This is a genomic window from Rheinheimera mangrovi (assembly GCF_003990335.1).
Classification (GTDB): Bacteria; Pseudomonadota; Gammaproteobacteria; order Enterobacterales; family Alteromonadaceae; genus Pararheinheimera; species Pararheinheimera mangrovi.
Genome location: NZ_CP034683.1, coordinates 1,719,270 through 1,739,582 on the forward strand (window position 1 = coordinate 1,719,270; position 20,313 = coordinate 1,739,582).

The 20,313-nt window shown below is 47.3% G+C and carries 20 protein-coding genes and 3 tRNA genes; 10 read left to right on the plus strand and 13 right to left on the minus strand.

Annotated features, from left to right (window positions below):
• The first annotated feature begins 41 nt into the window (after positions 1-41).
• From EK374_RS07775 to EK374_RS07800, 6 genes are all read left to right on the plus strand, one after another.
• On the plus strand, positions 42-461 hold the full coding sequence (locus tag EK374_RS07775; RefSeq protein ID WP_127021696.1) for an MAPEG family protein: 420 nt from the start codon (positions 42-44) through the stop codon (positions 459-461).
• Positions 461-895, plus strand: a complete 435-nt coding sequence (locus EK374_RS07780) for a YqaA family protein (RefSeq protein WP_127021698.1) — start codon at positions 461-463, stop codon at positions 893-895. Before EK374_RS07775 ends, EK374_RS07780 begins: the two co-directional genes overlap by 1 nt.
• A 19-nt stretch (positions 896-914) precedes the next feature.
• Positions 915-1,820: a peptidylprolyl isomerase gene (locus EK374_RS07785; RefSeq protein ID WP_127021700.1), complete on the plus strand. Its 906-nt coding sequence runs from the start codon at positions 915-917 to the stop codon at positions 1,818-1,820.
• A gap of 87 nt (positions 1,821-1,907) precedes the next feature.
• Positions 1,908-2,300 carry a DUF2750 domain-containing protein gene (locus EK374_RS07790; RefSeq protein ID WP_127021702.1) on the plus strand — a complete coding sequence of 131 codons (393 nt, stop codon included), beginning with the start codon at positions 1,908-1,910 and terminating at the stop codon, positions 2,298-2,300.
• A gap of 117 nt (positions 2,301-2,417) precedes the next feature.
• Positions 2,418-2,642, plus strand: a complete 225-nt coding sequence (locus tag EK374_RS07795; RefSeq protein ID WP_127021705.1) for a bacterioferritin-associated ferredoxin — start codon at positions 2,418-2,420, stop codon at positions 2,640-2,642.
• A 126-nt stretch (positions 2,643-2,768) separates the two neighbouring features.
• Positions 2,769-3,659, plus strand: coding sequence for an aspartoacylase (locus EK374_RS07800; protein WP_127021707.1), 891 nt, complete (start codon positions 2,769-2,771; stop codon positions 3,657-3,659).
• Positions 3,660-3,712: 53 nt separating this feature from the next.
• On the opposite strand, the gene gloA is transcribed toward EK374_RS07800, so the two are convergent.
• From gloA to EK374_RS07860, 12 genes are all read right to left on the minus strand, one after another.
• Positions 3,713-4,114 carry a lactoylglutathione lyase gene (gloA, locus tag EK374_RS07805; protein ID WP_127021709.1) on the minus strand — a complete coding sequence of 134 codons (402 nt, stop codon included), beginning with the start codon at positions 4,112-4,114 and terminating at the stop codon, positions 3,713-3,715.
• Positions 4,115-4,123: 9 nt separating this feature from the next.
• The gene (gene nth, locus EK374_RS07810) at positions 4,124-4,756 is read right to left on the minus strand and encodes an endonuclease III (RefSeq protein ID WP_127021711.1); all 633 of its coding nucleotides are present in this window, start codon (positions 4,754-4,756) and stop codon (positions 4,124-4,126) included.
• Positions 4,757-4,770: 14 nt separating this feature from the next.
• Entirely contained in the window at positions 4,771-5,466 is a 696-nt protein-coding gene (locus tag EK374_RS07815) for an electron transport complex subunit E (protein WP_127021713.1), read from the minus strand.
• 4 nt (positions 5,467-5,470) lie between these two features.
• On the minus strand, positions 5,471-6,097 hold the full coding sequence (rsxG, locus tag EK374_RS07820; protein WP_127021715.1) for an electron transport complex subunit RsxG: 627 nt from the start codon (positions 6,095-6,097) through the stop codon (positions 5,471-5,473).
• Positions 6,097-7,161 carry an electron transport complex subunit RsxD gene (gene rsxD / locus EK374_RS07825; protein WP_127021717.1) on the minus strand — a complete coding sequence of 355 codons (1,065 nt, stop codon included), beginning with the start codon at positions 7,159-7,161 and terminating at the stop codon, positions 6,097-6,099. The genes rsxG and rsxD overlap by 1 nt, the downstream gene beginning before the upstream one ends.
• On the minus strand, positions 7,158-9,446 hold the full coding sequence (gene rsxC / locus EK374_RS07830) for an electron transport complex subunit RsxC (RefSeq protein ID WP_127021719.1): 2,289 nt from the start codon (positions 9,444-9,446) through the stop codon (positions 7,158-7,160). Before rsxC ends, rsxD begins: the two co-directional genes overlap by 4 nt.
• Position 9,447: 1 nt before the next feature.
• Positions 9,448-10,002: an electron transport complex subunit RsxB gene (rsxB, locus tag EK374_RS07835; RefSeq protein WP_127021721.1), complete on the minus strand. Its 555-nt coding sequence runs from the start codon at positions 10,000-10,002 to the stop codon at positions 9,448-9,450.
• Entirely contained in the window at positions 10,003-10,584 is a 582-nt protein-coding gene (gene rsxA / locus EK374_RS07840; protein WP_127021723.1) for an electron transport complex subunit RsxA, read from the minus strand. It abuts the gene before it with no gap.
• A gap of 363 nt (positions 10,585-10,947) precedes the next feature.
• The gene (locus EK374_RS07845; RefSeq protein WP_127021725.1) at positions 10,948-12,804 is read right to left on the minus strand and encodes an EAL domain-containing protein; all 1,857 of its coding nucleotides are present in this window, start codon (positions 12,802-12,804) and stop codon (positions 10,948-10,950) included.
• A gap of 123 nt (positions 12,805-12,927) precedes the next feature.
• Positions 12,928-13,004 (minus strand) — tRNA-Asn (locus EK374_RS07850).
• A gap of 35 nt (positions 13,005-13,039) precedes the next feature.
• Positions 13,040-13,116 (minus strand) — tRNA-Asn (locus tag EK374_RS07855).
• A 26-nt stretch (positions 13,117-13,142) separates the two neighbouring features.
• Positions 13,143-13,219: transfer RNA gene (locus EK374_RS07860), tRNA-Asn, on the minus strand.
• A gap of 534 nt (positions 13,220-13,753) precedes the next feature.
• Between EK374_RS07860 and EK374_RS07865 the strand changes: the two genes are divergently transcribed.
• From EK374_RS07865 to EK374_RS07875, 3 genes are all read left to right on the plus strand, one after another.
• Positions 13,754-15,118: an MATE family efflux transporter gene (locus tag EK374_RS07865; protein ID WP_127021727.1), complete on the plus strand. Its 1,365-nt coding sequence runs from the start codon at positions 13,754-13,756 to the stop codon at positions 15,116-15,118.
• On the plus strand, positions 15,118-17,109 hold the full coding sequence (uvrB, locus tag EK374_RS07870) for an excinuclease ABC subunit UvrB (RefSeq protein WP_127021729.1): 1,992 nt from the start codon (positions 15,118-15,120) through the stop codon (positions 17,107-17,109). The genes EK374_RS07865 and uvrB overlap by 1 nt, the downstream gene beginning before the upstream one ends.
• Positions 17,110-17,313: 204 nt before the next feature.
• The gene (locus tag EK374_RS07875) at positions 17,314-18,087 is read left to right on the plus strand and encodes a putative porin (RefSeq protein WP_127021731.1); all 774 of its coding nucleotides are present in this window, start codon (positions 17,314-17,316) and stop codon (positions 18,085-18,087) included.
• Positions 18,088-18,233: 146 nt separating this feature from the next.
• Here EK374_RS07875 and EK374_RS07880 read toward each other — a convergent pair whose 3' ends face one another.
• On the minus strand, positions 18,234-19,118 hold the full coding sequence (locus tag EK374_RS07880) for a LysR family transcriptional regulator (RefSeq protein ID WP_127021733.1): 885 nt from the start codon (positions 19,116-19,118) through the stop codon (positions 18,234-18,236).
• 112 nt (positions 19,119-19,230) lie between these two features.
• On the opposite strand from EK374_RS07880, the gene EK374_RS07885 reads away from it, so the two are divergent.
• Positions 19,231-20,310 (plus strand): efflux RND transporter periplasmic adaptor subunit, encoded by a 1,080-nt coding sequence (locus EK374_RS07885; RefSeq protein WP_127021735.1) that lies wholly within the window; start codon positions 19,231-19,233, stop codon positions 20,308-20,310.
• Positions 20,311-20,313: the final 3 nt, after the last annotated feature.

Genomic DNA, 20,313 nt, shown 5'->3' on the forward strand with positions numbered 1-20,313 from the left:
ATGGGGTCAGTGTCAAGGCTCTGACCCCAGAAGGGGAAACAATGGATAAGTTGTTGTTTGGAACTGTGTTAGTGCAGGTGGTGTTAACCCTTGTGATGATGGTATTGATGGGCAAACGTCGTTTTAAAGCGGCGAAAAATCGTGAGTTACCTTTTAAAGCATTCAGACTAATGGATTTAACTGGTGCGAACGAGCAGGTGATCACCGCCAGCCGTAATTTTGATAACCAGTTCCAATTGCCGGTGTTGTATTTATTTGCTGTGGCTTTTGCAATGCAGTTTGCTGTGGTTGATTTGAGCCTGGTTATTTTGGGCTGGCTGTTTGTTATCAGCCGTCTGGCACATGCCTATGTGCATGTGGGCGCTAACCATGTGCGTCTGCGTTTTGCGGTTTATGTATTTGGTGCCTTGATGTTGCTGCTGTTCTGGTTGCGGTTAAGCATGGCGTATTTGCTCGCCTGATGACGGAGTTCCTTTGGCCTTATCTGAGTCTGGCCTTCAGTGCTTTTGTCTCTGCTACCTTGCTGCCTTTTGGCTCAGAGCTGGTGCTGGTTGGCTTATTAACTCAAGGCTATCCGGCACTGGTGTTGTGGGGCATAGCTACTGTATTTAATACTTTAGGTTCGGTGTTGAACTGGTATCTGGGACGACAGCTGCTTTTATTTCAACACAAAAGCTGGTTTATGTTTAAGCCACACCAAATAGAACAAGCCAGTGGGCAGTTTCAGCGCTGGGGTTTACCTTCGTTATTATTGGCCTGGTTGCCCGTTATTGGCGATCCGCTGACTTTGGTGGCTGGTGTGCTGAAGGTTCCTTTGTTTTGGTTTGTGTTGCTGGTAGGCTTAGGCAAAGGGTTGCGTTATGGTGTTGTTATTGGTTTGATGCCTGCGGTTTGAACGGAATTTTGGAGATCTGATGAAGGCTTTATCTCTTTGTGCTTTGGTTGTGTCTTTAGGCTTTGGGGTTGCCTTAGCGCAGCAAAGTCCTGCTACACCAACACCTGCAGCCTCAACTGCTGCTCCCGCTGCTGCGGTAGATTCTTCCTGGCAACTGCTACCACAGGATAATTTGCTCTATCTGGAAACCGATCAGGGCCGTATTGTGATTTTATTAGCCCCACAGTTTGCACCTGAACACGTCAAACGGGTCAAGCAACTGGTGAAAGCTGGTTTTTATGATGGTGTCACTTTTTATCGGGTGATTGAAGGTTTTGTCGCTCAGTTTGGTGTACCGGAACACGAGTGGGGCACCAGAGCCAAACTAACTCCGATGAAAGCTGAGTTCAGCTGGCCTGTGCGCAGTAGCGACCCTTATCTTTTAGTGCAGCGTCCGGATTTATTAGCTGAAGAAACAGGCTTTAATCAGGGCTTTGCGGTAGCGCGTGAGCAAAATCAGGAATGGCTGGTGCATTGCCCTGGTGTGGTCAATATGGCTCGTGCCAATGAACCTGATACAGGTGTGGCAGACATAGCTATTATGATGGGGCAGGCAACACGTCATCTGGATAAAAATATGTCAGCCTTTGGTAAAGTGATCTGGGGGCAATATGCCATCAATCGTATTCGCCGCGGTGACACTGCAGATGGTGGTGTCATAGGTTCTGCAGCGGCCCGTACTGTGATTAAGCAAGCTCGTTTAGGCACAGATTTAGCGCCAGACCGGCAGTTGCAGTTAGAGTGGCTTAGCACCACCAGTTCTGAGTTTTCGCAGTCTCTGGCTGAGCGTCGCTCCCGTACTCATGTGTTTTATCAGCACAAAGGCAACGGCAATATGGATGTTTGTTATCCGCAGGTGCCGGTGCGTGTAGTAAAAGCTGTATAAAGCCTGTAAAACACAAAATTTACTGGTCGATGGCAGTCTTTTCAGTCATTATGTGCGCCTTTTCTGTGGCGCTCCGAGGGGATAGCAATGAACTACGAATTAACAGCTGATGATTTAAACAAACTCAGTTTATTGGACGCTGAACAGCGTTACGACTACTTCATTCAGGCCGTGGCCGATCTGGAAAAGATCTGGATCCTGGTTGATGAAGAAGGTTTTGTCCTGGTTGATGCTGACGAAGAGCGTTGCATCCCAGTATGGCCGCATGCTGAATTAGCAGAGCTGTGGATCAATGGTGATTGGGCTCAGTGTCAGGCTCAGGCTGTGGACATCGCCACTTGGTTAGATAAATGGACTGCTGGTTTAGACGGCGACGAGTTAGCTATCGCTGTGTTCCCACACGCAGCTGAACCTGGTGTGGTGATTGGCCCTGAAGAGTTCTCTGAAACTCTGATTGAAGCGACACAAGACAACGAATAACAGTCTTAAAAAGAAATAAGGGTCAGATTGTCTGGCCCTTATTTTTTCTCCTTGAAGATATTGATAACAATTCTTGATTAGATTATGATGCCCGCAGTTCAACACGCAGGTGCATTTATGTACGTTTGTCTTTGTAAAGCAGTCACAGATAAAGCCATTCGCCAACAGGTCGAAGCGGGAGCTTGTTCTATGCGTGAGCTGAAACAAACTTTGGGTGTCGGCACTCAATGTGGCAAATGTGTCTGTCAGGCCAGCGATATTCTTGACGCTGCTTTATCTAAATATGCGTCACAACAACCTATCCCGGTGTTAATGGTCAATAACACTCGTCCTGCTGCCTAATTAATTCCTGAACCTCTAAGCACTATTCTTCATTTTTATTCATTAAATTAGCATTTAAAGTTAAATGGGCTGCATTTATCGCTGCGGCTAGGCATAATGTTGGCATCTTTTCCTGAGGTAAACCTTATGACTAAAATTGCTAAGGTTGCGATAGTGGGGGGCACCCACGGCAACGAATTCTCCGGTATTTATGCCATTCGTCAGTACCAGGCCAATCCAGCTTTGATCCAGCGCCCAAGCTTTGAAACCAGCACGTTGTTTGCTAATCCTGAAGCGCACAAAGCCAATAAGCGTTATTTACACAGCGACTTAAACCGTCAGTTTAAAAATGTCGATTTGGCCAATCCAGAGCTCACCAATTACGAACAGAGCCGCGCCAAAGTGATCAATGAAATTTTGGGGCCAAAAGGCAACGCCAAAACCGATCTGGTGATCGATTTACACAACACCACCAGCAATATGGGCGCCTGTTTGATCATGACGCAAGCTGGTGCTTTTTATAATCTGATGGCTGCTTACGTAAAGATGAAAATGCCAGAAGCTATTATCTCCCGCGATGAAGACCATTTAGAGGCTTCCGATCACGCGCTGATGTGTACGCTGGGTCGTTATGGGGTGATAGTGGAAGTAGGGCCGCAATCTCAGTCTGTGCTGCGTCAGGACGTGCTTGAGCAAATGCATCAGATGACGGCACATATTCTGGACTTTGTGGAACTTTACAACACCCAGAGCCTGCCAGAGCTGCCAAAACGCACTGAAGCTTATCTGTATCTTCACAGCATTAAATTGCCGATGAATGAAAAAGGCGAACGTTTGGGCATGGTGCACAAAAATGTGCAGGATAAGGATTATCATCCTATCCACCCTGGCGATCCGATTTTCACTTTATTTGATGGCACTGAAGTGCCTTACGACGGAGATAAAGTGGTGTATCCAACCTTTATCAATGAAGCTGCCTATTACGACAACAATCTGGCGATGTCGTTGAACGACAAAATCTGGATTGAGCTGGAATAAGCCAGCGAGCAATTAAAAAAGGAGCCAATCGGCTCCTTTTTGCTATTCGCAGATTAAAGCTGAACGTAGCTGGCTTTTTTCTGGATAAGCTCAATAGCGTAGTTGTCCGGGTCGCGTACAAAAGCGATTTCAGTCGTGCCACCTTTCACCGGGCCGGGTTCGCGGCTGATCACACCACCTTTAGCACGGATCAATTCACAAGCAGCATAAATATCATCTACTTCTAAGGCTATATGGCCATAAGCAGTGCCTGGCTCGTAACTGTCAACACCCCAGTTGTAGGTCAGTTCCAGCACAGCACCTTCGCTTTCATCGCTAAAACCAACAAAAGCCAGGGTGTATTTATACTCAGGGTTTTCTGATGTACGTAACAGTTTCATGCCGAGTACTTCTGTGTAGAAAGCCAAAGAGCGTTCTAAGTTGGTGACACGGAGCATGGTATGTAAAATGCGCATAAAATTTCCTTAATCGACTTTGTCGGCAAACTCGCACAGATCTTCAATCAGGCAGCTGCCACATTTAGGTTTACGGGCTATGCAGGTATAACGACCATGCAAAATAAGCCAGTGATGCACATCCAGCTTAAATTCGGCTGGCACCACTTTCAGTAACTTCTGTTCCACTTCATCGACATTTTTGCCTGGCGCAAATTTGGTTCTGTTGCTGACGCGGAAAATATGAGTGTCGACAGCAATAGTAGGCCAGCCGAAGGCTGTGTTGAGCACCACATTCGCCGTTTTACGGCCTACACCAGGCAAAGCTTCTAAAGCTTCACGATTTTCCGGCACTATGCTGTTGTGCTGGTCTATCAGGATACGGCAGGTTTTGATTAGGTTCTCTGCTTTTGAGTTAAAAAGCCCAATAGTCTTGATGTACTGCTTTACGCCATCGACACCTAAATCAAAAATAGCCTGCGGCGTATTGGCAACAGGGTAGAGCAGGCGGGTGGCTTTATTGACGCTGACGTCGGTAGCTTGAGCCGATAACAACACGGCCACCAGTAATTCAAAAGGCGAGTTAAACTCCAGCTCTGTCGTTGGCTTAGGATTATTCTCACGCAGCCGTTGTAAAATCTGAATACGTTTTTCTTTATTCATTGAACGGTTTTGCCTTAACTACTGACATGAGTAACACGTGCACGACTGATTTTTTGCTCTACAGGTTTAGCTTTGGCTGCCGCTCTGGCATCCACTGCGTTTTTCCCTGCAATCAAAAAGCCCATCACTAAAAATGCACCTGGCGGCAATATCGCCAATAAAAACTGATGGTCGGCCTGATACAGATGAATAGTCAGTACTTTGGCCCAGTCACCCAAGAGTAAATCGGCGCCCGCAAACAAAGTGCCTGCACCTATTACTTCTCGCACAGCACCTAAGGTACAAAGCACTAAGGCAAAACCGGCGCCCATCATCAGACCGTCAAATGCTGCTGGTAATACTGCATTTTTCGAGGCGTAGGCTTCAGCGCGGCCTATGACGATACAGTTAGTGACCATAAGCGGAATAAAAATACCTAAAGCCTGATACAGGTTGTACATAAAAGCATGCATCAATAGCTCTATCACAGTCACTACAGAAGCGATCACCATCACAAAAACCGGGATACGGATTTCATTCGGCACATAGTTACGAATAAGCGATACCACAGTATTGGTGCTTAGTAACACCAGCATAGTGGCCAAGCCTAAACCTAAAGCGCTGGTCAGGCTGGAGGTCACTGCCAATAAAGGACAAAGCCCTAATAACTGCACTAAGCCTGGATTATTTTTCCACAGGCCCTGACGGACTATTTCCTGATATTGATTCATTGCTTCAGGCTCCACAATCGGCTGGCAAGCTGGCCAGTTCAGGATGTTGCTGAATATACACCGCGGCATTTTTTACGGCTTTGACGACAGCACGGGGTGTAATAGTAGCACCGGCAAACTGATCAAACTGGCCACCGTCTTTTTTGACCGCAAAGCTGCGATCATCGCTCGAGCCCACAGTCTGGCCATTAAAGCTTAATACCCAAGGAGTTTTGCGTAGTTCAATTTTATCGCCAAGGCCAGGTGTTTCTTTATGGCTGAGTACCCGCACACCAATGACTTCGCTGTCCGGACCAATAGCCGCCAGTACTTCGATGGCTCCACTGTAACCATCAGGTGCCGTGGTCTCCATCAAATAAGCTTTTAGCTTGCCTTCAGAGCGATAACGGTAGATTTTTTGTTTGGCGTCTTTGCCCAGCAGTTGGGTATCAAGAACTGCTACACAATCCTTCAGTACTTCTGTGTTCCCCGCAAGTTCCGGCACTACTTCAACCAAGGTGCTCAATTTACTGGCTAGTTGCTGCTGTTCGATTTCAGCTTTAGTGATTTCATTAACTGCCGCTACTGCAAATACACAAAGCACAGCAGCTGTTCCAAGCAATAGCGCATTTTTACCAACAGAACTAAGCATCAGCGCGCTCCTTTGTTTTTATGGCCATAAGTGCGTGGCTGGGTGTAGTAGTCAATTAAAGGCACTGTCATATTGGCTAACATTACAGCAAAAGCAAAAGCGTCCGGATAACCGCCATAACTGCGGATCAAAAACACCAGAACCCCTATTAAAGCGCCAAAAATCAACCGGCCTTTTTCAGTGGTTGAAGCGGATACAGGGTCTGTGGCGATAAAAAATGCAGCCAGCATAGTGGCACCCGAAAATAGTTGAAACAGCGGACTGGCATTGGTATCTGGCGAGATCAGCCATGCCAGTAAACTACAGCCAAATAACGAACCTAATACAGCGACTGGAATGCGCCACTGTATGACTTTTTGCTGCAGTAAAAACAAACCACCAAGCAAATAAGCCAAATTGACCCAAAACCAGCCTTCACCGGATAACCAGCCAAACACAGGTTTTTTCATACTCTCTGCTGTGGTGTAACCTTGGGACAGATCGGTTTTTAAGGTATCTAATGGCGTCGCCATACTGATGCCATCCGCATCCTGGCGCAGTTGACTGACGCTGTAACCGCTGCAGCTAAAGTCGGTAAAAATAGCGCAGACAGCATCCAATGGCCCTACAGATAAATGTTGCACCGGAGCTGCCGGCAACCAGCTTGTCATAGGTAGCGGAAATGAGACCAACAGCAACACATAAGCCGCCATGGCCGGGTTAAATAAGTTATTGCCTAAACCACCGTACAGTTGTTTCACCACTACTATGGCAAAGGCCGTGCCTATTACCACTAACCACCAGGGCGCATAAGAGGGGATAGCGACAGCAAGTAACAAGGCTGTGACTAAGGCGCTGTGATCCAGCAGTTTGACCTTGATTTTTTTACTACGAATAGCCAATACAGCGGCTTCGCAGCTCAACGCTGTGATAATCGCGAGCACCAGTTGAATAAGCACACCATAACCAAAAAAGTAAGCCTGCACAGCTATGCCTGGTACCGCAGCAAGCGCCACCAATTTCATCAACTGAGCGGTATTTTTTTGACTGTGCTGGTGCGGAGAGCTGGCGATTTTAAAACTCATAACGGCTCACTGTTTTGTTGTTTTTTAGCTTTGGCACGGGCAATTGCTGCTGCAATAGCGGCTTTTTTCGCATCTTGTTCTGGCGCTGATTCTGCTGCGGCTTCAATTGGCGCAGTAACCTCTGCTGCTGGTGCAGGTGCAGGTTCTGTTTGCTGCACTTGGACTTGTTCTGCCAGCTTTTTCGCTTTAGCTCGGGCTATAGCCGCTGCTACTGCGGCTTTTTTAGCATCCGCATCAGCAGTTGGAATTTCAGCCTTAGCTGGTTCTGCAGCTACTTCTGGTTGAGCTTCAGGCTCTTGTTGTGCCAGCTTTTTCGCTTTAGCTCGGGCTATAGCTGCCGCTACTGCGGCTTTTTTAGCATCCGCATCAGCAGTTGGAGTTTCAGCCGGAGCTGGTTCTGCAGCTACTTCTGGTTGAGCTTCAGGCTCTTGTTGTGCCAGCTTTTTCGCTTTAGCTCGGGCTATAGCTGCCGCTACTGCGGCTTTTTTAGCATCCGCATCAGAAGCTGGTGTTTCAGCCGGAGCTGGTTCTGAAGCTACTTCAGGCGAAGCTTCCGCCTGTTTTTTCGCTTTAGCTCGGGCCAAAGCTGCGGCTATAGCGGCTTTACGTGGATCTTCGGCCTGAGTTGCTGCGTCGTCCACAACTGGAACAGAAGCTGCAGCTTGTTGTTTCTGTTGCTGGTAGGCCAAAGCCTCGGCTTTTTTCCGTTCACGTTCTGCAATAATTTGTTCTTTATCCAGCTGTGGAGCAGCCTGGTGTTGTGTGCGCTCCAAAGCTTGTTGCACAGCTGCTGCGCTTTGAGTGACCTGACCGCTGGCTTGTTGCTGTGCGATACGTTGAGCAGCCAGTTGCTGATTGCGCTCTAAACGTTCCTGTTTCTCCCGCTCTAAACGTTCAGTGCGGGCATCAAAACGGGCTTTGGCTTGTTCGGCCTTTAAGGCTTCACGTTGTGTTTCACGAATATCGGCTTTGGCGACACGGTAATAATGCACCAATGGAATTTCGCTGGGGCAGACATAAGCACAGGCACCGCATTCAATGCAGTCGGATAAATTGTATTCCGCCAGTTTGTCCTGATCTTTGGCTTTGCTGTACCACAAGAGTTGCTGCGGTAATAAGCTGGCAGGGCAGGCGTCGGCACAAGCGCCGCAGCGGATACAATCCATTTCGTCAACGGCTGCGCCTAGCTCGTTTTCAGTAGGAGCTAAAATGCAGTTGGTGGTTTTGACTACTGGCACAGACCAGTCTGCTATCGCAAAGCCCATCATAGGGCCGCCGATAATAATACGCTGCTGCGGTTCAGCCTGAAAACCACAGGCATTTAATAAGTCAGAAATAGGTGTGCCAATTAGCGCCAATACGTTTTGCTGCTGGGCTAAGGTTTCACCGGCCACAGTCACTACACGGTGGATCAGCGGAATATCATCCAGCACGGCCTGAGCTATCGCAAAAGCTGTACCTACGTTTTGCATCACTATGCCAATATCCAGTGGTCTGCGACCTGCTGGTACTTCTTTATTGGTCAGCAATTGGATGAGTTGTTTTTCGCCACCAGATGGGTATTTAGTTGGCACTTCCCGCACGAAATAGTTGTCTTTTTGGCCTATAGCGGCTTTTAACGAGGCCGCAGCTATCGGTTTATCGTCTTCAATACCAATCAATACAGCTTTTGGACTCAGCAGTTTTACCAGTATCTCGATACCGGCAATAATGTCGCTGGCGCGCTCCTGCATCAGCATGTCATCTGCTGTGATATAAGGCTCGCATTCCACAGCGTTGATAATCAGATAATCAACCGGCTGTTTAACATTCACCTTAATATGAGTAGGGAAACCTGCTCCGCCCATACCGGAAATACCAGATTCCTGAATACGTTCCAGCAAGGTATAGGCGTCCACTTGCTCTGGATCCAGCGGCTGACGTGGCCGCCATTCGTCCATGCCATCAGGCGCCAGTATTAAGGTTGGTTCGGCTAAGCTGGAAGGATGGGTACTGGTATGAAGTTCAATTGCCAGCACAGTGCCGGACGTTGGCGCATGCACAGGCACGGCCATCGCATTATCCGCCTGAGTTAAAGCCTGGCCCTTCAGCACTCGATCGCCGACTTTAACCAGCACTTTGCCAGCCACGCCAATATGCTGGCGCAGCGGAATATATAAACGGTCAGGAATATCCAAAAGCGCTACAGGCTTTTGATTGGTGCGCTCTTTACGGCTTGGCGGGTGAATGCCACCGTGAAAGTCCCAGACTTTTCCTGCCTGAATTTGTTGAAATAAAGTAGGCAAGTTACGACTCCAGCACTTTTACCGGGATAGATTTTAAATCCCATTTCCAGCGTTCAATACTGCTGGCTAATGGCACCATATCAATGCAATCCACAGGACAAGGTTCTACACATAAATCACAGCCGGTACACTCGTCGACAATCACAGTGTGCATCTGCTTGGATGCACCAACAATAGCGTCCACAGGGCAGGCCTGAATACATTTAGTACAGCCAATACATTCATCTTCGCGGATAAAGGCCACACGTTTCACTGCTGGAGTTTGAGCCGCGTCCAGCGGCTTAGCTTCAACGCCCATTAAATCAGCCAGCTTTTTGATCGTAGCATCGCCACCTGGTGGACATTTATTGATGTCATCGCCATTGGCTATGGCTTCAGCATAAGGCCTGCAGCCCGGATAACCACATTGACCACATTGGGTTTGCGGTAAAATCTCGTCAATTTGTTCGACCAGAGGGTCTGCATCCACTTTAAATCGTATAGCAGCATAGCCCAGCACAGCACCAAAAATCAGCGCCAGAATTCCCAAAGCCCAAAGGGCTGTGATAATAGACATTTACACTTTCACCAAACCAGTAAAGCCCATAAAGGCCAGTGACATTAAACCCGCGGTAATCATGCCGATAGCGGCACCTTTAAAGGACACCGGCACATCGGCTGCGGCCAGACGCTCGCGCATCGCAGCAAATAAAATCAGTACTAAAGAAAAACCAACAGCTGCACCAAAGCCATAGACCACAGAAGAGAAAAAATCATGACGGGCGTTGACGTTTAACAGCGCCACACCTAACACCGCACAGTTGGTGGTGATCAAAGGTAAAAAGATGCCTAATAAACGATACAAAGTAGGGCTGGTTTTATGCACCACCATTTCGGTAAATTGCACAACCACAGCAATCACCAGAATAAAGGCTAAGGTGCGCAGATAGAGTAAGTCCAGTGGCTGTAATAAGTAAAAATCCACCAGATAACTGCAAAGTGAAGCTAAGGTCAGAACAAAAGTGGTGGCCATCGACATGCCGATTGCAGTTTCTAGTTTTTTGGAGACGCCCATCACGGGGCATAGACCGAGAAACTTCACCAGTACGAAGTTATTTACCAGCACTGTGCTGACCAGCAACAGCAAAAATTCCGACATAAAAGAACCCCAGAAAAAAGTCGCGCTATTATGAAGCTTTGTTGTTATCGAAACAACAGTACTGAACGCGAATGGCTCTTATCTGAGCCTATGGCGCCGGATAAAACTGTGGGGGCGGGTGTTGTACCCGCCCGTCTACACGAAACCGCGGTGCCCATTGATGGGCCGGGGCAAGCCGCGGCCCCTACGCCCGCCCGTCTATTGATACCGCGGTGCCCATTGACGGGCCGGGGCAAGCCGCGGCCCCTACGCCCGCCCGTCCAAACGAAACCGCGGTGCCCATTGATGGGCCGGGACAAGCCGCGGCCCCTACACCCGCCCGTCTATTGATACCGCGGTTCAGGTGGATGTTTGTAAAAAGCTTTATTCCAGTGGTGCAGGCTTACTTAAGAAGTAGCCTTGTATCCCATCTATTAAAAGGGATTCCAGCATTTGCTTCTCTGCTGCAGTTTCTACGTTTTCAGCAAACACAGCCACACCTATACGGTGTGCTAAATCAACCATCAGTCTGACAAAATACTGATTGTTTTTGTCTTCTTCGATTTGTCGGGTGTAACTGCCATCCATTTTGACAAAGTCGGGTTTTAAATCACGGAAAAATTTAAAGGATGTAATACCAGCACCAAATTTCTCCACAGTGACCCGAGAACCACATTGATGCAGCATATCAATCAGACGTTTGCTTAATTTCAGGTTTTGCTGCAAACCCCATTCGCTGATTTCAAATACCAGCCGCGGTGTCAGGTCACTCTCTTTAAGCAAACGTCGTTCCAGATAGCTGATAAAGGCTTCATCCTGCACTGAATGAGCGGACAGATTCAGGCCAAAACTCTGTCCCGGGTGATTAGCAACCAAAGCCAGCGCTTGTTCTACGATCATCTGTTCTATCTCGATCAACTTGTCGAGTTTTTGTGCCATGTCTAAAAACAATGCTGTGGGTAGGAGCTGATCTTCATTGCTGCGAAAGCGCACCAATAACTCGGAGTAGGTTTTACTGGTTTTATTCAATGGCTGAATAGGCTGAGCCAATAAGCTTAAACGCTGACCTTGTAGTACATCATCAATCAAAGTACGCCAGTTTTTAGTGCTGAACGACGATTCTGCTGTTTGTTCCTGAGCGTCAGTAAATAAGTACCATAGATTTGTTTGTTTGGTGACTTTGCTTTGTTTGGTTTTTGCCAGGCCTAAAGCTGTATCGGCCATCGCCAATAATTCGCCTAAAGGTTTGCCCTGAGCGACCTGCACTAAACCTGTTAATGCCACCGAATCCAGCTGCTTTTGCTGCTGATAACTATCGAAGTTTTGTTGCAGCTGCAATACCAGTTCTTCCATTTGTTCGGTCGTCATTTGTGGAAACAACACACAGAAGTCGGTGTTATTCAAACGGAACAGTGGGCTTTCATCCGACAGTTGCGGCAATTGCTTTAATAAGTCCGCCATCTCTTTAATATACAAATCCCCGGCCAGATAACCTTGTTTATGGTTGATCTGAGCCAGACTGTGACAACGTACCAGTACAAATACAGACTGATGCACTGCATTGGCGGCTTTGAGTTGCTGTTCATAATAACGAACAAATTGCTGACGGTTCGGTAACGAGGTCAGTTGATCATAAAGTGCCAGCTCTAGTAAGTAGTCTGTGCCAGAGGTTGTTGTCTGAGGTTGTAATGGCTGTACTACGGTCGGAGCTTGTTGCACAGCGGCTTCGATAGGATGAGGCGGCAGAGCTTTGAGTTTTTTTGGCCGGTCAGGTTGCAGGTAATAAGGCAGTACACCCAACAGCAGAGGACCAAAAAAGAGAAATAAGCTAAAAAGCTCAAGAGTACCTAATTGCTCTGATAGTTGGGGTAAAAATTCTACCTGTAAATTATGCGCTTTATCTTTGACTGAAGCAGGGGCAATGGGACGATCGAACTGAGTCAGCATCCAGGCAGAAAACGTATAAGAAGGCATCGGATTACTTTGTTCGTGCAGCACTACTCCGTCAAGCTGGCTGACTTTTAAGTAAGGTAAATCAAAACTGCTGCTCAGTTGGCGGGTCAGAATTTTGGTATCGCCTGTCAGATCACTGGCTAGCATTTGTTGAATAGCACTGTAGTGCAGCTGATACAAACTTTGAATTTGTTGAGCTGCAGCAAACCAGAACAGCCAAAGCGCAAGCAAAGCCGATACCAAAGCGGCAGTCCAGTGACTTAAAGCGATCAAGGATGGAGACTTCATAGCAGGCAACCCATACTGAATTTTTTTGTCCGAGCTTGAACATAAAAAATAAGCTTAAGGTATTTCAAAGAAAAACACTAAAGAAAAGAGATAATTAAGAATGGAATAGTGATGTGCTTTAGGTGGCTCCCCAGGTTGGACTCGAACCAACGACCTACGGATTAACAGTCCGCCGCTCTAACCGGCTGAGCTACTGAGGAATTCTATACGGTTATCAAATTGTGATTATTTCAGTTGGCTCCCCAGGTTGGACTCGAACCAACGACCTACGGATTAACAGTCCGCCGCTCTAACCGGCTGAGCTACTGAGGAACTGAAATAATATGTTGAGACTACAGTGGCTCCCCAGGTTGGACTCGAACCAACGACCTACGGATTAACAGTCCGCCGCTCTAACCGGCTGAGCTACTGAGGAACTGTGTTCTGCAACGGGGCGCAATACTAATGCCCGTCTTAAACACTGTCAACACTTTGCCCAGTGCTTTTTCATAAAAGAAGTTTACTTGCTGCTTGTTTAGCCAAAGCCAGTAGAAAAGCTGTGCAAAACCAAATTTTGCATATGCAAAAGCTATTCGTACTTTTGTAATGGGATTGAAATTTGACAAAGTCAGGCCAATAAAGGGCTGGCGTAAGTTACCCACAGAATCTGTGGATAAGTCTGTGAATTGTTGACCTGATGGCTAGGCTAAGCCTTAACAGATAAGGCTTAGCGCCAGATCAATAGGTTTGCGACTAATTTTTTATTCTTTATAAAACAATGATTTATGAATATGAAAGAACTGAAACTTTATGCAAAACACTGTTGAAGAAACAAAATTTCTATGCAAAAGCAGATTGTGAACATTTTTTCTCATTCTTGCTCAGTTTTAGGCCAATTTGATCGCATTGCAGGTAGTGCGACCTCTGACTTTTCTCTACAATAGCGCCACCTGCGCTTAAGCTGACTGTTATGACTCAATCCACTTCGAAACGTCCTGATCTGCTCAAAGGTAATATTCAGGCCACTATGAAACAAATGACGGTGCCTGTGCTGTTTGGCATGATCACGTTAATGTCTTTTAATCTGGTTGATACGTTCTTTATTAGTATGCTGGGTACAGCTGAACTGGCAGCCGTTAGTTTTACCTTTCCTGTTACCTTTACCGTCATTAGCCTGGCTATTGGTCTGAGTATTGGTACCTCTGCTGTTATTGCCCGTGCTTTGGGCAGTGGCGATGAACAAAGCGCACGTAGTGACGGTTTAGCGGCTTTGTGGTTGTCGGCTTATCTGGTTATCGCTTTGTCCATCCTTGGTTATTTGACTATTGATCCATTGTTCCGTTTGTTGGGAGCAAAAGCCGACACCTTGCCTTTTATTCATGAATACATGGATATCTGGTTTTTAGGCGCTGTTTTTCTTATTACGCCAATGATTGGCAATGCTGTATTAAGAGCTGCAGGGGATACGAAAACGCCGAGTATTTTAATGGCCTGCGCCGGGCTGCTGAATGCTGTTTTAGATCCAATTTTGATTTTTGGTTGGGGACCAGTGCCTGCTATGGGGGTTGCCGGAGCGTCGTTAGCCAGTGTGTTGTCCTGGTTGTTGGGGTTTGGCCTGATCCTGTATTTACTGATGGTACGCCGTAAACTGGTAGATGTAGGGCATCAGCCTTTTAGTGAATTTATTAAAATCTGTCGTAAAATTTTGCATATAGGTTTACCTGCTGCTGGTGCCAATATGCTGACACCTCTGGCTATGGCGATTTTAACTGCGCTGATGGCAAGTTATGGTGCTGAAGCTGTGGCGGCTTTTGGGGTGGGGGCCCGTATTGAAAGTATCGCGTCTTTGGTTGTATTGGCGCTTTCGATGACTTTGCCACCTTTTGTCAGCCAGAACTATGGCGCCTGTGCTTATCAACGTATTCATGATGCTTACAGAAGCTGCATTAAATTTATTCTGGCCTGGCAGTTTGTGGTGTATCTTGTTTTAGCTGCATGCGCCTGGTTGGTGGCCGACCTGTTTACCAAAGATCCTTTGGTGGCACAATATATCCGCTATTTTATCTGGATCTTGCCTTTAGGTTATGGCCTGCAAGGCATTATTATTCTAACCAATTCGTCTTTTAACGCTTTGCATTTACCACTTAATGCGTTGCAACTCAGTGTGATCCGGCTTTTTGTGTTTTATGTGCCTTTTGCCTATATAGGTGGCCTGTTAGGTGGAGTGATTGGTGTTTTTGTTGGTGGTTTAATAGCCAATGCTTTTACCTCTGGTCTGGCCTATAGCTGGTTTAAACGTAAACTGGCTGCTTTAACTTTGAGTGGAGAATCCTGATGAGCCGCGATTTCGAATTGGTCTCCCATTATCAGCCTGCCGGTGATCAGCCGACAGCCATAGCTAAATTGGTAGAAGGGCTGGAGTCTGGCTTAGCGCATCAAACCTTATTAGGGGTTACCGGTTCAGGCAAAACCTTCACTATGGCTAATGTGATAGCCCAGGTGAACAGGCCAACCTTGATTATGGCGCATAACAAAACTCTGGCAGCGCAGCTCTATGGTGAGATGAAGGAGTTTTTCCCGAATAACTCGGTGGAATACTTTGTGTCTTATTACGACTACTACCAGCCTGAAGCTTATGTACCCTCGAGCGATACCTTTATCGAAAAAGACGCCTCTATTAATGAACATATAGAGCAGATGCGTTTATCGGCGACCAAAGCGCTGATGGAAAGGCGCGACGTTGTCATTATTGCCTCTGTGTCGGCCATTTACGGCTTGGGTGATCCGGAATCCTATATGAAGATGCTGTTGCATCTGAAAGTGGGCGATATAGTGGATCAGCGCTCTGTGCTGCGCCGTTTGGCCGAATTGCAATACAACCGCAACGACGCCGCTTTTGAACGCGCAACCTATCGTGTACGGGGCGATGTGATCGATGTGTTTCCGGCCGAATCCGATGAAATCGCTGTGCGTATTGAACTCTTTGATGAAGAAATTGAGCGCATTAGTTTGTTTGATCCTCTGACAGGTGCAGTGGAGAAAGTGGTCAGCCGCTACACTATTTATCCAAAAACTCACTATGTGACGCCACGAGAGAAAATCCTCGAAGCGACAGAACGTATTAAGGTGGAGCTTAAAGATCGCCGCGCCCAATTACTCGCTGAAAACCGACTGATTGAAGAGCAGCGCATAGGTCAGCGCACCTTGTTCGATTTGGAAATGATGGTGGAGCTGGGCTATTGCTCCGGCATAGAAAACTATTCGCGCTATTTATCGGGCAGGGCGGAAGGCGAACCACCTCCAACATTACTGGATTATTTCCCGGCCGATGGCTTGATGTTTATTGACGAATCGCATGTCACCATTTCACAAATTGGCGCCATGTACAAAGGCGACCGCTCGCGCAAAGAAAACCTGGTCAACTATGGCTTTCGTCTGCCGTCCGCTTTGGATAACAGACCGCTGAAGTTTGACGAATTTGAATCCATAGCGCCGCAGCGTATTTATGTCTCGGCTACCCCCGCAGATTACGAGCTGAAACAATCGGCGGGTGAAGTGGTGGAGCAAGTGGTAAGGCCAACAGGCTTAGTGGATCCTGTGATTGAAATTCGTCCTGTCGCGACTCAGGTGGACGATTTAATGTCGGAAGCGATGCGCTGTGCCAAATTGGGCGAGCGGGTTCTAGTGACAGTACTGACTAAAAAAATGGCCGAGGACTTAACAGATTATCTGGCGGGCCATGGCGTGAAGGTGCGTTATTTACACTCTGACATAGATACAGTAGAGCGGATGGAAATTATCCGCGATTTACGTTTAGGAGTGTTTGACGTGCTGGTTGGTATTAACCTGCTGCGGGAAGGACTGGATATTCCGGAAGTGTCATTAGTGGCCATTCTGGACGCCGACAAAGAAGGTTTTTTACGTTCAGAGCGATCCTTGATCCAGACCATGGGCCGGGCTGCGCGAAATCTGGCAGGTAAAGCCGTACTTTATGCCGACCGCATCACTGGTTCTATGCAGCGCGCTATCGACGAAACCGAAAGGCGCCGAGCTAAACAAATTGCTTACAATGAACTGCATGGCATCACACCTACAGCTATTAAGAAAAAAGTGTCGGATGTGATGGACTTAGGTCAGGATGCAGATCTGCCGAAAGTGGCGGAGAAAATCAAACTGGCCAAAGGCAAGACCCCTTATCAGTTGCAAGCTGAAATCAAGCAACTGGAGCAGAAGATGCTGCAGCATGCCAAAGATCTGGAGTTTGAATTAGCCGCGCAACTTCGGGATCAAATTCATCAGCTACGCGAAGCTTTGCTGGAAATCTGACCGCAAAATCCTGGAACAGGCCTTGGCTATTGGTGCAATATTCAGGGGGCTAAAGCCTGCTCCCTCGTCTGCTAAATGTTTCATAAAATATAATTCGTTACTTATCTGGTTGATATTTATACAGATTATAACAAGGCTGTTCAGAGAACATTAACTTTCAGAAGTTTAGACTGCCTGCGTTTCCTCAACCAAAAGGTAGTACTTATGAAACGTTCTATGCTCGCTTTACTTATCGCTGTAGTGTCCACCGGTGCAGCAGCGAACAGCTATCAAAATGAAACTTCAGTGGATTATGGCAACAGTGAGATCAACGGGGTTGATGTCGATGGCTGGCAACTGAAGCACCAATATTTCTTTAATGCGGTAGATACCTCAGGCAAAACACCACGGGCTGAAGCTGCATTTATCAATAAAAACGCCAGCGTATTCGGCACCCTGTCCCGTCTGTCTGTAGGCGACGAAGATCAGAATGGCTGGTCCGTGGGCGGTGAATATATGGACCAAAGCCATAACTTCTACGGTAAGCTGGAATGGCTGCATTACAGCGGCACTGACTATCAGGAAGTGGATGGTACGCTGGGTTACTTCATCAGCAATGACTGGTTAGTGGGCGCTATTTTTGAGCACAGCCGTCCTGATCAAGGTGGCAGCAGCACCAATTATGGTGTGATGACCAAAAAGTTATGGGATTTAGGCACAGGCGATATGATCAACCTGGAAGCCAATATTCTGGATTACCGCAATGATTCAGCCACCCGTTATGGTGTGGGCGCGGATTATTACTTCGGCAAGAACTTCTCTGCCGGCGTAGGTTATCAGTGGATCTCTGACGGTGTATTAAGTGAAAGTGAAGACAGCCTGAGCTTACGTACTAAGTGGTTCGCTTTACCTAACTTGTCGTTATCTGCGAGCGTGGCTTTTGACGCGCTGGAAACGGGTGATGATTTGTATCAAGTAGGCGCAAGCTACCGCTTCTAATTTATTGCCCTTCGTATTTGGCGCTGTGAAATCGTGTAAGTATGCAGTTTGTAGGGGCCGTGGCTTGTCCCGGCCCGTCAATGGGCACCGCGGTTTCGTTTAGACGGGCGGGCATAAGGCCCGCCCCTACAGCCTTTTCGAAGGCATTAACCCGCAGTCAATTGCTGCCAGATGGCTTTTGCTACAGGCCCCAGCAGTTGATCTTTATGCCGCACCAGATGCACTTCTCCCTGAATAAACTTTGGAAACTCCACTGGTTTCAGCTGTACCAAAGCACCACTTGCCAGTTCGTCAGCCACCTGATGTCCTGCCACCATGCCCCAGCCTAAATGCGCTAACAAGGCCTGTTTCATACATAAACTGTTGTTGACCTTGACCCGTCGTGCTGACTGCAAGGGCAGTAGTTTTCCACTATCAAAATTCAGTGCCTCTGAATTCGCCACCAGTTGGGGCAGTTCTGCTAATTGCGCCTGATGAGTTAAAGGGCCGCCCAGTTGTTTTAAAAACTCCGGGCTGGCAACACATAAAAGATCAAAACTGCCAATGGCCACGGCTTCAAAATCACCCAGACTGATAAAAACCGGGTACCAGGGGCTGATTGCTAAATCGGCCTGCTGATTTTTTAGTTTTTCCAGCGCTTGCAGCCGGTAATCACAACTCAACAGCAATTCGGTATGGGGAAACTGTTGCTGAGCTTGCCGGATAGCCCCCATGTAAGGCTGAAGATCAACAGCCTCATCAAAGGCCATACGTAAACTGGCTTCGGCACCACGACTTAAGTGTTGAGCCAAAGATTTTAATTGAGCACTTTGATGCAGAAGTTGTTGAGCTTGCTGATAAAAACGCTTACCAGCTTCGGTAAATTGCAGGCGATATTGACTGCGATCCACTATAGTAAAACCGCATTCCAGCTCCAGCTTTTTCAGCGCCATACTCAAAGCAGGTTGGGTTTTATGCAATTTAATCGCGGCCTGCAGCAGGCTTTCACTGCTGGCGACGGCGTCGAGAATATAAAGCTGAGTTAAGTTCATCAATTATTCTTATGCAGAACTGAAATAAATATAAATTTTAATATTAATTTTGCTTTTGTATAGTGCAACTACAAAAAGCAGTGTGGCCAGAGCAAAAAAGGGAAAGGTTTAAATGTCAAGACAGATGATGATAAGTGCGCTCTTATGTGTGGTATCGGTTACAGGCTGTTCCAAGCCAGTTGAAACGGCAGCTCAAGGCCTGAACAGACCGGTGAAATTGCATCTGATGCAGGATGGCCAACAAAAGTTAATCCGCCAGTTTCCGGCTATAGTAGAGCCTACAGAAAATGCCCGTTTAACCTTTCGCGTCAGCGGTAAACTCACTCAGTTTTCTATCCGGCCTGGTCAGGAAGTGAAAAAAGGCGATGTATTGGCCCGTTTAGATCCTACCGATTTTAAATTGAAAGTTGAGCAGGCACAGGCCCGGTATCAGTTGTCAAAAGCACAGTTTGATAGGGCAGCCAGCCTGATTGGGCAAAAACTTGTGTCTCAGGCCATGTACGATGAAGCCAAAGCTCAGCTGCAAGTGGCAGACGCTGATTTAAAAACAGCCCAAACTAATCTTTCCTATACAGAGATGGTGGCGCCTTTTAGCGGTACCGTATCGCGTTCCTTAGTTGAGAATCATGAAAACGTTGCCGCTCAGCAAGCCATTCTGGAGTTACAGCTCAAGGGCATGGTGGATGTGGTGATCCAGGTGCCGGAGGATGTGATAGCACTGGTGAAAAAAGACGTCAATTATCAGCCGGATGTGATTTTTGATTCCTACCCAAGCTTAAGTTACAAAGCCAGTATCAAAGAGTGGGATACCAGAGCAGACAGCGCGACCAACAGCTTTAAAGTGGTGTTCAGTATGGCTGCACCTGAAGAATTTAATGTGCTCTCAGGCATGACAGCTAATGTAGTGGCTGATATGAGCCAGTTGATGCGCGCTCAGGCTTCAGTTGTGGTGGTGCCTGCCACTGCAGTATTTGCTGCTAATGATCAGCCTGTGGATGCGACAGAGCGCTTTGTCTGGATTTATAGCGAAGGTGTAGTGAACAGACGTGCTGTGACTGTTGGGCGCTTAACTGCACAGGGCATTGAAATTTTGTCTGGTTTAGCTGCAGGTGATCAGGTGGTGACAGCTGGTGTAAATCAACTGACAGAAAACCAGCAAGTGCGGCCTTGGCAACGTGAGCGGGGTCTGTAAGCT